This is a genomic window from Amycolatopsis sp. lyj-109, assembly GCF_046548995.1.
Taxonomy (GTDB): Bacteria; Actinomycetota; Actinomycetes; order Mycobacteriales; family Pseudonocardiaceae; genus Amycolatopsis.
This window is the reverse complement of the sequence record NZ_JAJPWR010000031.1, coordinates 41,621-55,198: the sequence shown is the minus strand read 5'-3', so window position 1 is coordinate 55,198 and position 13,578 is coordinate 41,621. Positions and strand designations below refer to the sequence as shown.

Genomic DNA, 13,578 nt, shown 5'->3' with positions numbered 1-13,578 from the left:
GGTCATGCAACGAACCATCACCCGCGTACTGCTCGTCGTCTTCGGCCTGGTCGAGGCTGTGGTCGGAATCTGGCCACTGGTGTCGCCCACCGGCTTCTACCAGGACTTTCCCGGCTTCCGCACCGGCTGGGTGTCGATGGACGGGCCGTTCAACGAGCACCTCCTGCGCGACTTCGGCGGGCTCAACCTGGGACTCGCGGCGCTGCTGATCGGGACCGCCGTGATCGGCACCACAGCGGTGGCACGGCTCACGGCTGTCTCGGCCCTGCTGTTCGGCGTCCCGCACTTCCTCTACCACCTCGGCCACCTCGGGCACTTCGAGCGGATCGACCAGGTGCTCATCATCGGCACGACCGGGCTCGGGGTGCTGCTGCCGTTGGTGATCCTGCTGGTTCCGGGGCGGCGGGTCAGTCCACCGGTGACACCGTGATGCCGAGCGCGCCGGGGCCGAGGTGCGCACCGATGACCGTGCTCGCTTCGACGACCATGCTCTCGACCATGGCCGGCACCCGGCGTTCGATCTGCCTGCCGATCTCCAGCTCGTGGTCGCTGGCGCCGAACCGGGTCACGGCGATGTCGGCGCGGAACCCGCCGGACTTCTTCACCGCGAGATCGACCATCTTGGCCAGCGCGCGCCGCGTACCCGGGACACGGGCGAGCGGTGCGACCTCGCCGTCCTTGACCGTGAGCAGCGGTTTGATCGAAAACGCATTACCGAGCATGGCTTGGGCGGCACCGATCCGGCCGCCGCGGCGCAGGTACTCGAGGGTGTCGACGTAGATGAACTCGGTGCTCGTCATGCACCGGCGTTCGGCGGCTTCGATGACCCGGTGGGCGTCCGCGCCGGCTGCGGCCGCCCGGGCGGCGGACACAGCGGCGAAGCCGAGGCTCATGCCGGTGGTCCGGCTGTCCAGGACGTGCACCGGGATGCGGACCTGCTGGGCGGCCTCCCGGGCCGCGCGGACGGTGTCGGACATGCGGCCGGAGATGTGGATGCTGACGATGGCGGTCGCGCCGGCGGTGGCCGCCTCCTGGTAGGCCCAGAAGAACGCCCCCGGGTCCGGGGGCGCCGTCGTGATCACCTGCCCGGATCTCATCGCGTCGATCACTTCGCCGCGGTCGAAGCGATTCTCGTCGTCGTGGTGGCTGCCCAGGCTCAGCTGGATCTGGACGACGCCGATGGCCCAGCGAGACGCGACGAGGTCGGGCAGGCAGGAGCTCGAGTCGGTGATGACGGCGATGCGCGCGGGCATGGTGGGGGAGGTTAATGCCTTACACCCACTGCCAGTAGGCCGTGGTTGCTCCGATCGGACGAACGGCAGTTCGGGTGGGGTAACCGGTCGACTACCGGGACGATGGTCCCATTAGATTGCGCATCCAGGTGAATGGCGTCACCTCGACGGGTCCCGCGCGCCGATTGGCCCTAATCTACCGGCCAGTAGAGCACTGTCCCGTGGTCGACCGCGGGCCACGAACCGGGAGGTCGAAGCAGACCCATGACCAACATCGTCGTCCTGGTCAAGCAGGTACCGGACACCTACTCGGAGCGGAAGCTCAACGGGTCCGACCACACCCTTGACCGCGAATCCGCCGACGCCGTGCTCGATGAGATCAACGAGAAGGCCGTCGAAGAAGCGTTGAAGATCAAGGAAGCAGGCGAGGGCGAGGTCACCGTGATCTCGGTGGGCCCGGACCGCGCGACCGACGCCATCCGCAAGGCGCTTTCCATGGGTGCCGACAAGGCCATCCACGTCTCCGACGCGGCCCTGCACGGCTCCGACGCGATCGCCACCGCCAAGGTGCTCGCCGCCGCGATCGGCAAGGTCGAGGGCTTCGACCTGGTCATCGCCGGCAACGAGTCCTCCGACGGCCGCGGTGGCGCCATCCCGGCGATCCTCGCCGAGCTGCTCGGCCTGCCGCAGGTGACCTACGTGCGTGAGCTGACCGTCGACGGCTCGACGATCAAGGCCACCCGCGAGACCGAGGACGGCCTGACCCACCTCGAGGCGAGCCTGCCCGCGATCGTGAGCGTCGGCGAGAAGATCAACGAGCCGCGCTACCCGTCCTTCAAGGGCATCATGGCCGCGAAGAAGAAGCCGGTCGAGACGTTCACCATCGCCGACCTGGGCATCGACGCGGGCGAGGTCGGCCTCGCCAATGCGTGGTCCACGGTGACCGAGTCCTCGCCGAAGCCGCCGCGCACGGCCGGCGAGAAGGCCGAGGACGAAGGTGACGGCGGCACCAAGGTCGCCGAGTACCTGGTCGGCCAGAAGCTCATCTGACAACGGCTCTTCGAGGAGGAAGTAGAACCATGGCTGAAGTACTCGTCCTCGTCGACCACGTCGACGGTGAGGTCAAAAAGGTCACGCTCGAGCTGCTGACCGCGGCCCGCGCGCTCGGTGAGCCGTCGGCCGTCGTCGTCGGCCCGACGGGGACCGCCGCCAAGGCGAAGCAGGCGCTGGCGTCGCACGGCGCCGCCAAGGTGTATGTCGCGGAAGGCGACGACGCCGCGAACTACCTGGTCACGCCCAAGGTGGATGTGCTCGCCGCGCTCGCGCAGCAGGCGTCCCCGGCGGCCGTGCTCGTCACCGCCAGCGGTGAGGGCAAGGAGGTCGCCGCCCGCCTGGCCGTGCGTCTGGGCTCCGGCCTGATCTACGACGCCGTGGGCGTCAACGGCGACGGCGTCATCGACCAGTCCATCTTCGGTGGCGCGTTCTCGGTCAAGTCCAAGTCCGCCAAGGGCGCGCCGGTCGTCTCGATCCGCCCGGGCGCGGTCGAAGCCGAGCCCGCCGAGGGTGCGGCGGCCGAGGAGACCGTCGAGCTCCCCGCCGTCGACGCGGCGAAGGCCACCAAGATCACCGGCGTCGAGCCGGTGACCGGGGGCGACCGGCCGGAGCTGACCGAGGCGTCGATCGTGGTCTCCGGTGGCCGCGGCGTCGGCTCGGCGGAGAAGTTCGACGTCGTCGAGAAGCTGGCCGACTCGCTCGGCGCGGCGGTCGGTGCGTCGCGTGCGGCTGTCGACTCGGGCTACTACCCGGCGCAGTTCCAGGTCGGCCAGACCGGCAAGACGGTCTCGCCGCAGCTGTACATCGCGCTCGGCATCTCCGGCGCGATCCAGCACCGCGCCGGCATGCAGACGTCGAAGACGATCATTGCCGTCAACAAGGACCCGGAGGCGCCGATCTTCGAGATCGCCGACTTCGGCATCGTCGGCGACCTGTTCAACGTCGCGCCGCAGCTGACCGAAGCGGTCGAGAAGCGCAAGGGCTGACCCTCGCCTGCGAAGGGCCTTCCGGGGTGACCCGGAAGGCCCTTTCGTGCGTTTTCGGGACAGAGAACCCGCCATTAACTGAACGTGCATTTATCGGTCATCGGATGGCACTCTCCGCGGCTTCCTCCGCGCAGGTACACCTTGACCATGACGACGTCACAGCTCCTCGTCAGCACTGATCAGGCGGGTGCCGAGCTTCCCTCCGACGCCCCCCGTTACTCGCTTCTCGTCGCGCACGCGAACGACGAAGTGGTCGCGGCGCAGAAACTGCGGCACCGGGTTTTCGCCGAGGAAATGGGTGCGCGCCTCCACTCTCCGTGGCCCGGTCTCGACATCGACGAGTTCGACGAGTTCTGCGACCACCTCGTGGTTCGCGACGACAACACGGGCGAGATCGTCGGCTGCTACCGCATGCTGCCGCCGGAGCGCGCCGCCCGGGCCGGGAAGCTCTACGCCGACAGCGAATTCGACCTGACGGCGATCGAGGGCCTGCGCCCGTCGCTGGTCGAGACCGGCCGGTCCTGCGTGCACCCGGACCACCGCAGTGGTGCCGTCGTGAGTCTGGTCTGGGCCGGGATCGCCCGCTACATGCTGCTTTCCGGCCACCGCTACCTCGCCGGCTGCGCGTCGGTCCCGCTGGTGGACGACGGTTCCTTCGCCGCCGGGGTGTGGGACGTCCTGCGCGCCAAGCACTACTCCGACGAGGCCACGCGCGTCACGCCGCTGATCCCGTGGGACGCCTCAGACATCGAGCGCCCGGCGCGGCCCGCGCTGCCGCCGCTGATCAAGGGCTACGTCCGGCTCGGCGCCAAGGTCTGCGGGCCGCCCGCGTTGGACGTGGACTTCGGTGTCGCGGACTTCTTCGTGCTGCTGGACCTGCACAACGTCGACGAGCGGTACCTGAAGTTCTTCCTCGGGGGCCAGTGATGAGCCACGCCTGGATGCCGGCCTCGCCGTGCGGCGACGGCTGCCTGACCGCCGACGATCCGGTGGTCGGCCTCCCGCGACGGGTCCTGCGCTTCGCGGCGGCGATCTCGGTCGTCCTCGCGGCGCTGGTGTCCGCGCCTCTGCTGCTGGTCGCCCCGGGCCGCGAGCGCCCGCTCCGGCTGATCTTCCGCGGCGTGCTGCGGGCGTTCGGCGTCCGGCTGGACATCCGGGGCGGCGCCGACTTCCTGACCGCGCCCGCCGGCCGTGGCGCACTGGTGGTCAACAACCACATCTCGTGGCTGGACGTCGTCGCGATCAACGCGTTGCGGCCGATGCGCGCACTGGCCAAGAAGGAGATCGCGGGCTGGCCGGTGCTCGGCGGCCTGGTCCGCCGCGGCGGCAGCATCTTCCTCGACCGTGAGCGGCTGACGACGCTGCCGGCCACGATGGCGTCGTTGGCCGACGCTTTGCGGACGGGCGCCCTGGTCAGCGTCACCCCGGAGGGCACGACGTGGTGCGGCCTGGCCTCGGGCCGCTTCACGACGGCGACGTTCCAGGCGGCCATCGACGGCGGTGTCCCGGTGCGCCCGATCGCGCTGCGGTACCGCCTCGCCGACGGCCGCGAGACCAGCCGCCCGGCGTTCATCGGACCGGAGTCGCTGATCGCGTCCCTGCGCCGGGTCGCGGCCGTGCGCGGTCTGGTGCTCGAGATCCACGTCTGCCCGGAGATCGCCCCCGGCCGCGCGGAGACCCGCCGCGAACTGGCTGCCCTCGCCGAGGCAGCGGTCCATTCCGCGCTGGGCACGGTGCAGATTCCGGCCCAGCAGCGCCGCCGGACACCGCGCCGCCAGGCGGCCCCACTGGCTTCGCCTCCCGCGAAGTGATCCGGGCCCTGTCGCCGCGATCCGGCGACAGGCCCGGATTGGGTCCCTTCGGTCAGCTGACGGCGATGGTCAATTTTCCGCCAGGGTGCCCGCCCTCGCTTTCGACCTGGGCCGCGGCCGCCTCGGCCAGGGGATAGCTCTTGCCGTGCGCGATGCCGACCCCGCGATCGGTCACCCAGCCGGCGATCCCGGTGAGGACCTCACGGGTCTGCTCACCCCCGCTGGAGAACGGGATCCCCAGCTCGAACGCCGCCGCATCGGCGATCGTGACGATCCGGTCCTTGCTGCCCCGCAGTTCGACGGACCCCGGCAGCACCCCGTGCCCGGCGGCGTCGAAAACGGCGTCGATCGGCCCGGACGCCGCCTCGCGGACCCGCTCCACCCAGCTGTCGCCGTAGAGGACCGGAACGACGCCCAGCGACTTGAGGTCGTCGAGGCTCCGGCTTCCCCCGGTCCCGATGACGGTCACCCCCTGCGCGACCGCGACCTGAGCCGCGAACCGCCCGACGGTGCCGCTGGCGCCGTGGAGCAGCAGAGTCTCGCCCTCACGGACCCCGAGCAGCCCGAGGACGCGAAGCGCGGTCTCGCCGGCGACCGGCAACGCGGCGGCGTCCGCCCACGAAAGGCTCGCGGGTTTCGGCGCGATCGTCTTCGCGAGCGCGTACTCGGCGTAGGCACCTGTCTCCGACCAGCCGAACACTTCGTCGCCCACGGCGAAGTCCGCGCCCTCCCCGACGGCGTCGACTACTCCGGCGACCTCGAGGCCGGGGATGTGCGGGAACGGGACCTGGAAGTTCTGCTGCATGGCGCCGTTGCGGATCTTCCAGTCGATCGGGTTGACCCCGGCGGCCCGCACGGCCAGCCGCACCTGTCCCGGACCTGGCTCCGGCGCCGGGACGTCGGACAGCTGCAGGACTTCCGGTCCGCCGTATGCGGAGAAGGTGATCGCTCGCATGGTGTTGTCTCGCTCCTCGGTTCGTGACCTTCGGTTCGAATGTCCTCCCCCGGAAGTCAACTCGCCCGGCGGAGCCGCCGAACCGCCCGGACGAGCAGTGTTCACTAGCCGGACGAGCAGGTCGCCGGATCCCGGACGCGCCTACCTTGGAGGCCATGGACGCTTCCTGGTCGGAGCCGCGGCAAGTGCTGGACGTCGTCGAGCGGCTCCTGTCGGCACCGCGGCCCCAGCTGCTCAGCCGGTTCGCCGCCGAGCTGGGCAAGCTGATCCCGCACCGGGCGGCCGCGATGCAGACGGGTGACTGTCCCCGCAGCCCGCTCAAGGTCATCGGCGACGAAGCGATCACGCACGCCGTGACGAGCGTCGAGCTGCAGCGGCTGGTCGACCGCAGCGAGCCGGGCAAGGCCCTGCTGATCGACGGCGTGCTCGGTGGCCTCGAGCGCCGTCTGGTCCTGCTCGCTTCGACACCGGCGGTCGGCCAAGGTGCCGTGATCGCCGTGGTGCCGGAGGCCGCGGAGCCGCCGTCCGCGGAGCTGGAGCTCGCGGCCCAGCTGTGGCACATCGTCAGCACCGACGCGGGCCAGCGGGCAACGGACCCGGGTCCGGACGTCCTGGCCAGTAGCCTCGCGGCGGCCTCCGCACGCGCCCAGGTGATCACCGACCTCGGCCAGACACACGCGGCAACCCTGGTGACGCTTCTGTCGGTCCTCCGCTCCGGCCGGCTTCCCGACGCCGTCGCCCGCCGCACCGCGGTCGACCTCGCCGCCGACGCGCTGCTCGAGCTCAAAGGCGTTGTCGACCGCGACCAGGTTCCTGTCCGCGGAGCAGGCGGGTGCAGCGTTCGCCGTCCTCAAAACCCAGCTGGCCGACCTGGTCCGGCACACGGAGGTCGACGTCGCCTTGGTCGACCCGATCGGTGACGTGTCCCTCCCGCAGGACATCGCCCATACGGCACGGACGCTGACCCGGGGCCTGGTGCTCACCGCGTTGGACCGTCCCGCGACCACGCGCGTGAGGGCGTCCTGGCGCGTGGACGGCTCGGTGCTGCGGATTACCGTCCGCGACGACTGCCCCGAAGTCGCCGACGCAATCCCGCCCCGAGGCCTGACCGAGCGGCTCGCGGCGCTCGGCGGCCACTGGGAGGTCGACGCTGTGCCGGATTGGGGCACGACGGTCACCGCGGCCCTCCCGCTCGGCGTGGCCGAACCGCCGGAGCTGCGTCCGCTCGACCGGCTCAACCCGCGCGAACTGGAAGTCCTGTCAGGCATCTCCCAGGGCCTGCGCAATCGTCAGATCGCCGAACAACTGCAGCTCAGCGAGCACACGGTGAAGTTCCACGTCCGCAACATCCTCGACAAGCTGGACGTGAGTTCCCGCGGTGAAGCGGCCGCCCTGGCCCGAGACCTGCCGCTGGAACCGGTGGCGCATCGCACCGCCTGAATCACCTTGACCTCCAGCAGACTGGAGGTTGCACGCTTCTGATCATGGCCTCGACGATCGACTCCGCACCCCGTCGCCGCAGTGTGCTCTGGAGCACGGAACACCGGCTGACCACGGTCGCGCTCCTGCTCGTGGTCACCTTGGTCGCATTCGAGAGCATGGGTGTGGCGACGGCCATGCCCACCCTGGTCGCCGACCTGCACGGGTTGGCGCTCTACTCGTGGCCTTTCACCATCTTCCTGATCTCCAGCGTCGTCGCCACGGTGCTTTCGGGCCGGATCGGCGACCGCCGCGGCCCGGCGCCCGCACTGCTGGCAGGGCCCTTGCTGTTCGCGGCCGGTCTCGTGGTCGCGGGAGCGGCGAGCGGAATGCCGATGCTCCTTTTCGGCCGCGCGTTGCAGGGCTTCGGCTCGGGGCTGCTCCTCGTCTCGGTCTCACTCCTGATCGCGCTGACATTCACCGACCACGAACGCCCGGTCATCTACGCCGCGAACGCTGCCGCCTGGGTCCTGCCGGCAGTCATCGGGCCTTCGATCGCCGGGATCGTGACGGTCAGCGTCGGCTGGCGCTGGGTCTTCCTCGGCTTGGTTCCGCTGGTGGCTGTCGGCGTGCTCATGCTGGTCGTGGTCGTCCGGCGCCTGCCCACGCACGAACCCGCCACCGGCGGCCGACGGGCAAGCGTCGGCCATGCGATCATCGCCGCGCTCGGCGTCGCGGCGTTGACGTGGGCGGCTCAGCACCAGTCGCTCGTCGCGCTTGGCTACGGCACAGTCGGGCTGATCGCGCTGGGTTACGCCCTCCGGACACTGCTGCCGGCCGGAACGTTGACTTCCCGTCCCGGCCTGCCGACGGTCAACGCCTCCCGCGCCCTGATCGCCGGAGCGTATGCCGGGATGGAGGCGTATCTCCCGCTGACGATGAGCGCAGTCCACGGCTACAGTCCCGCCCTCGCCGGCCTGCCGCTGACGATCACGGCCCTGGGGTGGTCCGCGGCGTCGGCGGCTCAAGGCCGCTACCTCGGCTGGTCGAGGGAGGCATCGCTGCGCACCGGCTTCTGGCTGGTCGCGGCAGGCTTGGTCTGCTTCGGCCTGGTTTCGCAACCGTGGTTCCCCGGCTGGATCGCATTCGTGGCTTGCGCGGTCGGCGGCGCAGGCATGGGGATCGCGATGCCCGCGATCTCCGTCCTTCTGCTCCGCTACTCACCCGAAGGTGAGCGGGGATTCAACACGTCAGCGGTGCAGCTCGCGGACTGGGTCGGCTCCGCGCTGCTCATCGGTCTGGGTGGTGTCCTGCTCGGCGTGTTCGGCTCGGTTCTCGACCCGTCGCCGGCGATGGCCCTGCTCACGGCGGCCTTGGTGGCGCTTGCGCTGGTGGGCGTCCGGCTGACCGGGCGGTGGCCGTCAAAGGTGTGACAGCCCACTTTGACAGCCAGGGTGGGCTTCGTCACGCGCTGGAGCGGACTACTCTGGAACAGCGATGACCTATCTCGACCACGCGGCGACCACTCCGATGTTGCCCGAAGCCATAGCGGCGATGACCGAGGCGCTGCCCACCGTGGGCAACGCCTCGGCGCTGCACTCTTCGGGTCGCCAGGCCCGCAGGATGGTCGAGGAAGCCCGCGAAACTATCGCCGAGGCGCTGGGCGCTCGTCCTTCCGAGGTGATCTTCACCGGCGGGGGCACCGAGAGCGACAACCTCGCGATCAAGGGCATCTACTGGGCCCGTCGTGGCGAGCAGGAGCAGCGTCGCCGCATCCTGTGCGGTGCGGCGGAGCACCACGCCGTGCTTGACACCGTGGAATGGCTCGAAACCCACAGCGGTGCCGAAGTCACCCTGCTTGACGTGGACAGCCAGGGAAGGGTCTTGCCTGACGTTCTCCGGGCAGCCATCGCCGCGGATCCCGAGGCTGTGGCGTTGGCCACTGTGATGTGGGCGAACAACGAGGTCGGCACGATCAACCCGATCGCCGAGCTGGCGGCGGTGTGCGCCGAGTTCGAAATCCCGTTCCACACCGACGCGGTCCAGGCCGTCGGAGCCGCACCGGTCGACTTCGCCGCCAGCGGCGCCGCGGCGCTCACCTTGACCGGGCACAAGCTCGGCGGCCCGTTCGGAGTGGGAGCGCTTCTGCTCGGACGTGACGTACCTTGCGCACCCCTGCTCCACGGCGGAGGCCAGGAGCGCAACGTCCGCTCCGGCACCCTGGACGTTCCGGCGATCGTGGGGTTCGCCGCTGCGGTCCGAATCAGCGTCGCGAGCAGAGCCGAGTACGCGAAGCGCGTCGAGGAACTCCGAGACGGGCTTGTCGAGGCCGTCCAGCACGAGGTACCAGACGCTGTCCTCAACGGTGGGGCAGGCGAGAGGCTGCCGAGCCATGCCCACTTCACCTTTCCTGGGTGCGCCGGCGACAGCCTGTTGATGCTGCTCGATGCCAAGGGCATCGAATGCTCGACGGGATCAGCATGCACGGCAGGCGTCGCCCAGCCGAGCCACGTGCTGCTCGCCATGGGAGCCGACCCGGCGGCGGCCCGTGGTTCCCTCCGTTTCTCTCTCGGCCACACATCCACCGCCGCGGACGTCGAGGCCGTGGCTGCGGAGATCGGCGGCGTCGTCATGCGCGCCCGGCAGGCCGGCCTTGCCGGAATGCGCAAGCAGACACAGAAGCAAGAGGTGTAAGGCAATGCGGGTTTTGGCCGCGATGAGCGGAGGAGTCGACTCGGCGGTCGCCGCGGCGCGCGCGGTCGATGCTGGGCACGACGTCGTCGGTGTGCACCTGGCCCTGTCGGCCAAACCGGGAACTCTGCGGACCGGATCGCGCGGGTGCTGCACGATCGAGGACTCGCACGACGCCCGACGGGCCGCTGACATCCTCGGAATCCCCTTCTACATCTGGGATTTCGCCGAGCGTTTCACCGAAGAAGTCGTTGAAACCTTCGTCGGCGAATATGCCGCCGGACGTACCCCGAATCCGTGTGTCACCTGCAACGAGAAGATCAAGTTCGAAGCGCTCCTCGAGAAGGCAATGGCGCTCGGATTCGATGCGGTCGCGACAGGCCACTATGCACGCCTCTCCGTGGTCGACGGTGTGCCCGAGTTGCGTCGTAGCGCGGACAGCGGCAAGGACCAGTCGTACGTACTCGCCTCGCTGACGCCGGAACAGCTCAGCCATGCAATGTTTCCCCTCGGGGACTCCTGGAAGACCGACGTGCGGGCCGAGGCGGAGCGACGAGGTCTGTCCGTTGCCAACAAGCCGGACAGTCACGACATCTGCTTCATCCCGGACGGCGACACCAAGAAGTTCCTGGAGAACCGGCTGGGGCAGCGTCCCGGCGAGCTCGTGGACGCGGAAACGGGTGCGGTCCTCGGTCGCCACACCGGGGTGCACGGCTTCACGGTCGGCCAGCGCAAGGGGCTGGGGATCGACGCTCCGGCGCCGGATGGCCGTCCTCGGTACGTCCTGTCGCTCGAACCGGTGTCGGGCTCCGTCAAGGTCGGCTCCGTGGCCGGGCTCGGCGTCAAGGTGATCGAGGCGGACCGGGCGATCTGGCCCAGCGGCCGGCCGCTGAGCGAACCCACCGAATGTGTGGTCCAGGTCAGGGCTCACGGAGGCATCGTCGATGCGGTCGCCGATGTGGACAACGACACCATGACGGTGCACTTGCGCGAGCCGCTGCGCGGAGTCGCTCCGGGGCAGGTCGTCGTTCTCTACCACCCTGATCCCGAAGGCGGGGACGTCGTCCTCGGTAGTGCGAAGATCTCAGGCACCCGCTGATCCTCGGTCACCTCCGCGGCTTCCGTAGCCGGTTCGTCCGTCGGCGGCCGGGGTGCATCGACGGCGGAGTTGTCGAATGGACCTGTCCTGTCGGTGTCGTGACGTTCATCGTGCCGTCCGGCGTGACTTCGTAGTCCCAGCCAGGCAGTCCGTTCAACTTGCTGTGCCGCGAGCAGAAGGTGATTGCCTGGTCCGCAGCGCCTTCGGCCGCACCCTTGGTGCGAGTTGCTTTGATCCCGCAACTCTGCGCGGGGCGCGTGCATCCGGGCTGACGGCACTCTTGGTCGCGAACCCGGATGAACTCGTCCTGATCGAGCGAGTAGCGCGTCGGGGACAGTTCGACCGCGTGACCGGTTCTCGGGTCGGTGAGAACTCGGCGCAGCGTCGTATCGGACCCGCCGATGATGTGGCGAGCCAGCGCCGCCGCGATGGGCCCACGCCCGGCCAACGCTGCCGGTGTCTGATTGAGGCCGAGGTAGGTGGCCAGGTCGATGTGCAGGAAAACCTCGGTGCGTTCGCCCGGGCCTCCGGTGGCGCTGAGCAGCAGATCGATGGCCACGTCCGCGCGGAGCTGGTCCAGCGTTCGCGGTTCGTCCGGCGTCTTCAGTGCCCGGGCGGCCTGGTCGACGCGGGCATACGCGGCAGTTGCCTTTTCGGTCGGTGCGTTGTTGACCGACAGGTGAGCCACGCCGGTGTCCTGGTGGTGCAGCGTGAGCCGCCGCTCGATGAGCTTTCGCTCGGTGCGGAGCGCTGCGCCCTCGGGATCGGCCTGTGCGGCCGCGTAGGTCGCAGCCCTGCGGACTTGGGTGGCGTTCCGTCCCGGAACGCGGTCCTCGAGCGCCTCGTCGACGACGCGTACATGATCTCCCGACAGCCATGCCGTCGCATCAGTGACCTTCATGGCGCGATAGAGGTCGAGCCGGCCGTCGTCCATTAGGTTCAGCATGCGTGGGAGGCGACCAATCAGTGCGTTGGCCGCGGAAACGATGGAGCTGGCGCGGTGTTCCGTTATGGACAAGGCCAACGCGACTTCCGATGACGCGCTGGGCGCCCGTCTCCGGCGCACACTCAGGTCCGCGATCGCTCTCAGCTGCAGCGCTTGCAGCTTCGAGATCTCCGCGTCGGTATCGCGGATCAGGTCGATGACCTGGTCGTCTTTCATGCGCTGCAACGTGTCCGGGTCAGCGCGAACCGAACGTACAACGAACGGGAGTTCGCCGTCGGTGCTCTGGTCAAGTGCGGGGACGAGGTTGCGGATTGGTTGTGAAGATGTCATGAGCCCGACCGTACGACGGTTCGCAAGGAAAGTCATCGAAAGGGCGCGAACGGTCCATTCGCGCCCTTTGCTTGACGAACCGCGATTGTTTCGGGATCGTTCGCGGGTGTGGCCGTCCTGTCGCGATCATGGAGGAAGCTGATGTCCAAAGTAGACAATAGTGCGTGTGTCAGTCGACGCTGCCTAGAGCTTGAGCTTGAATCCTGTGTGACTGGGCACGAATCCGAGGTGCTCGTAGAACCGGTGCGCTTCCGTCCTGGAGGTGTCCGACGTGAGTTGCACGAGGGCGCACCCGCGCCGCCGCGACTCGTCGATCGCCCAGCGAGCGAGATCGGCACCCAGTCCGGTGCCTCGGTGGTCGGCGTGGATCCGCACAGCCTCGATCTGGCCTCGAAGCGCACCGCGCCTGGCGAGGCCCGGAATGATTGTGAGCTGCAAGGTGCCGACCGGCTTGTCGTCTAGCGCGACGACCATCAGAAGCTGACTGGGGTCGGCGTTGATCTCGTCGAAGGCACGCACGTACGGATCGAGGTTGCTGGGGTCGTCCCGGGTGGCACCGAGCTGGTCGTCTGCCAGCATGTGCACAATCGCACCGATGTCTTCACGCTGTGCCCTGCGGATGGTGTAGTCGGCCACGACGCCAGTATCACAGGATGCGAGTGAATCCTTGGTAGCTGTACTCGAAACCGAAACGTGCGTAGAAATCTCGCAGGTCGCCGCGGTTCAGTCCTGAATCGAGGTGGATGCGCGTACAGCCGCGCCGGCGGGCTTCGTCGATGCCCCAGGTCAGGAGCGCGCTGGTCACGCCGCGGCGAGCGGCGCGGATGCCTTCGAGCAGACCTCGGGGTGCGCCGTCCCACGCGAGGCCCCGGAGCAGTGTCAGCTGTGCAGTACCGGCGACGCCGTTGTCGTCCTCGGCCACGACCAGCGTGACGTGCGGGGTGTTCATGAGTTCGCGGAGCGCGGCTGCCAACGGTTCGCCTGATGCACCGAACAGGCGCACGAGCGCCTCGATGTCCGTTGCCCGGGCGCGTCTGATGACCTCCATTTCATCCA

13 protein-coding genes and 1 pseudogene are annotated in these 13,578 nt (G+C 69.1%); 9 read left to right on the top strand and 5 right to left on the bottom strand.

Translation table 11 applies throughout. The features are described from left to right. Positions 1 to 4: 4 nt before the first annotated feature. On the top strand, positions 5 to 430 hold the full coding sequence (locus ACLJQF_RS42280; RefSeq protein ID WP_410615940.1) for a hypothetical protein: 426 nt from the start codon (positions 5 to 7) through the stop codon (positions 428 to 430). Here the strand turns inward: ACLJQF_RS42280 and ACLJQF_RS42275 are convergent. Continuing rightward, entirely contained in the window at positions 408 to 1,253 is an 846-nt protein-coding gene (locus tag ACLJQF_RS42275) for a DegV family protein (RefSeq protein WP_410615939.1), read from the bottom strand. The two genes, ACLJQF_RS42280 and ACLJQF_RS42275, sit on opposite strands and share 23 nt — an antisense overlap. Positions 1,254 to 1,496: 243 nt before the next feature. Between ACLJQF_RS42275 and ACLJQF_RS42270 the strand changes: the two genes are divergently transcribed. The 4 genes from ACLJQF_RS42270 (at position 1,497) to ACLJQF_RS42255 (ending at position 5,082) form a co-directional block, all read left to right on the top strand. Next, positions 1,497 to 2,282 (top strand): electron transfer flavoprotein subunit beta/FixA family protein, encoded by a 786-nt coding sequence (locus tag ACLJQF_RS42270; protein WP_410615938.1) that lies wholly within the window; start codon positions 1,497 to 1,499, stop codon positions 2,280 to 2,282. Between the two features lie 29 nt (positions 2,283 to 2,311). Then, positions 2,312 to 3,271: an electron transfer flavoprotein subunit alpha/FixB family protein gene (locus ACLJQF_RS42265; protein WP_043780820.1), complete on the top strand. Its 960-nt coding sequence runs from the start codon at positions 2,312 to 2,314 to the stop codon at positions 3,269 to 3,271. Positions 3,272 to 3,418: 147 nt separating this feature from the next. Further along, positions 3,419 to 4,198, top strand: a complete 780-nt coding sequence (locus ACLJQF_RS42260; RefSeq protein WP_410615937.1) for a GNAT family N-acetyltransferase — start codon at positions 3,419 to 3,421, stop codon at positions 4,196 to 4,198. Next, the gene (locus tag ACLJQF_RS42255) at positions 4,198 to 5,082 is read left to right on the top strand and encodes a lysophospholipid acyltransferase family protein (protein WP_410615936.1); all 885 of its coding nucleotides are present in this window, start codon (positions 4,198 to 4,200) and stop codon (positions 5,080 to 5,082) included. Before ACLJQF_RS42260 ends, ACLJQF_RS42255 begins: the two co-directional genes overlap by 1 nt. A gap of 52 nt (positions 5,083 to 5,134) precedes the next feature. Here ACLJQF_RS42255 and ACLJQF_RS42250 read toward each other — a convergent pair whose 3' ends face one another. Beyond that, positions 5,135 to 6,037, bottom strand: a complete 903-nt coding sequence (locus ACLJQF_RS42250) for an NADP-dependent oxidoreductase (protein WP_410615935.1) — start codon at positions 6,035 to 6,037, stop codon at positions 5,135 to 5,137. Between the two features lie 155 nt (positions 6,038 to 6,192). Between ACLJQF_RS42250 and ACLJQF_RS42245 the strand changes: the two are divergent. From ACLJQF_RS42245 to mnmA, 4 genes and pseudogenes are all read left to right on the top strand, one after another. Further along, positions 6,193 to 7,477 (top strand): annotated as a pseudogene (locus tag ACLJQF_RS42245) (LuxR C-terminal-related transcriptional regulator). 44 nt (positions 7,478 to 7,521) lie between these two features. After that, on the top strand, positions 7,522 to 8,889 hold the full coding sequence (locus ACLJQF_RS42240) for an MFS transporter (protein ID WP_410615934.1): 1,368 nt from the start codon (positions 7,522 to 7,524) through the stop codon (positions 8,887 to 8,889). Positions 8,890 to 8,953: 64 nt separating this feature from the next. Beyond that, positions 8,954 to 10,150, top strand: a complete 1,197-nt coding sequence (locus tag ACLJQF_RS42235) for a cysteine desulfurase family protein (protein WP_410615933.1) — start codon at positions 8,954 to 8,956, stop codon at positions 10,148 to 10,150. A 4-nt stretch (positions 10,151 to 10,154) separates the two neighbouring features. Next, complete coding sequence (gene mnmA / locus ACLJQF_RS42230) at positions 10,155 to 11,246, top strand: tRNA 2-thiouridine(34) synthase MnmA (protein ID WP_410615932.1); 1,092 nt, start codon at positions 10,155 to 10,157, stop codon at positions 11,244 to 11,246. Positions 11,247 to 11,253: 7 nt separating this feature from the next. Here the strand turns inward: mnmA and ACLJQF_RS42225 are convergent, their stop codons facing one another. From ACLJQF_RS42225 to ACLJQF_RS42215, 3 genes are all read right to left on the bottom strand, one after another. Further along, complete coding sequence (locus ACLJQF_RS42225) at positions 11,254 to 12,522, bottom strand: DUF222 domain-containing protein (protein ID WP_410615931.1); 1,269 nt, start codon at positions 12,520 to 12,522, stop codon at positions 11,254 to 11,256. Between the two features lie 183 nt (positions 12,523 to 12,705). Next, the gene (locus tag ACLJQF_RS42220) at positions 12,706 to 13,158 is read right to left on the bottom strand and encodes a GNAT family N-acetyltransferase (RefSeq protein WP_410615930.1); all 453 of its coding nucleotides are present in this window, start codon (positions 13,156 to 13,158) and stop codon (positions 12,706 to 12,708) included. A gap of 10 nt (positions 13,159 to 13,168) precedes the next feature. Next, the gene (locus ACLJQF_RS42215) at positions 13,169 to 13,570 is read right to left on the bottom strand and encodes a GNAT family N-acetyltransferase (RefSeq protein ID WP_410615929.1); all 402 of its coding nucleotides are present in this window, start codon (positions 13,568 to 13,570) and stop codon (positions 13,169 to 13,171) included. Between the last annotated feature and the right edge of the window lie 8 nt (positions 13,571 to 13,578).

Excerpts from the sequence above, each read along its gene's own strand:
- ACLJQF_RS42255 (WP_410615936.1), top strand. The coding sequence starts at position 4,198 with ATGAGCCACGCCTGGATGCCGGCCTCGCCGTGCGGCGACGGCTGCCTG.
- ACLJQF_RS42260 (WP_410615937.1), top strand. The coding sequence starts at position 3,419 with ATGACGACGTCACAGCTCCTCGTCAGCACTGATCAGGCGGGTGCCGAG.
- ACLJQF_RS42240 (WP_410615934.1), top strand. The coding sequence starts at position 7,522 with ATGGCCTCGACGATCGACTCCGCACCCCGTCGCCGCAGTGTGCTCTGG.
- ACLJQF_RS42215 (WP_410615929.1), bottom strand. The coding sequence starts at position 13,570 with ATGGAGGTCATCAGACGCGCCCGGGCAACGGACATCGAGGCGCTCGTG.
- ACLJQF_RS42275 (WP_410615939.1), bottom strand. The coding sequence starts at position 1,253 with ATGCCCGCGCGCATCGCCGTCATCACCGACTCGAGCTCCTGCCTGCCC.
- ACLJQF_RS42265 (WP_043780820.1), top strand. The coding sequence starts at position 2,312 with ATGGCTGAAGTACTCGTCCTCGTCGACCACGTCGACGGTGAGGTCAAA.
- ACLJQF_RS42225 (WP_410615931.1), bottom strand. The coding sequence starts at position 12,522 with ATGACATCTTCACAACCAATCCGCAACCTCGTCCCCGCACTTGACCAG.
- mnmA (WP_410615932.1), top strand. The coding sequence starts at position 10,155 with ATGCGGGTTTTGGCCGCGATGAGCGGAGGAGTCGACTCGGCGGTCGCC.
- ACLJQF_RS42280 (WP_410615940.1), top strand. The coding sequence starts at position 5 with ATGCAACGAACCATCACCCGCGTACTGCTCGTCGTCTTCGGCCTGGTC.
- ACLJQF_RS42235 (WP_410615933.1), top strand. The coding sequence starts at position 8,954 with ATGACCTATCTCGACCACGCGGCGACCACTCCGATGTTGCCCGAAGCC.
- ACLJQF_RS42250 (WP_410615935.1), bottom strand. The coding sequence starts at position 6,037 with ATGCGAGCGATCACCTTCTCCGCATACGGCGGACCGGAAGTCCTGCAG.
- ACLJQF_RS42270 (WP_410615938.1), top strand. The coding sequence starts at position 1,497 with ATGACCAACATCGTCGTCCTGGTCAAGCAGGTACCGGACACCTACTCG.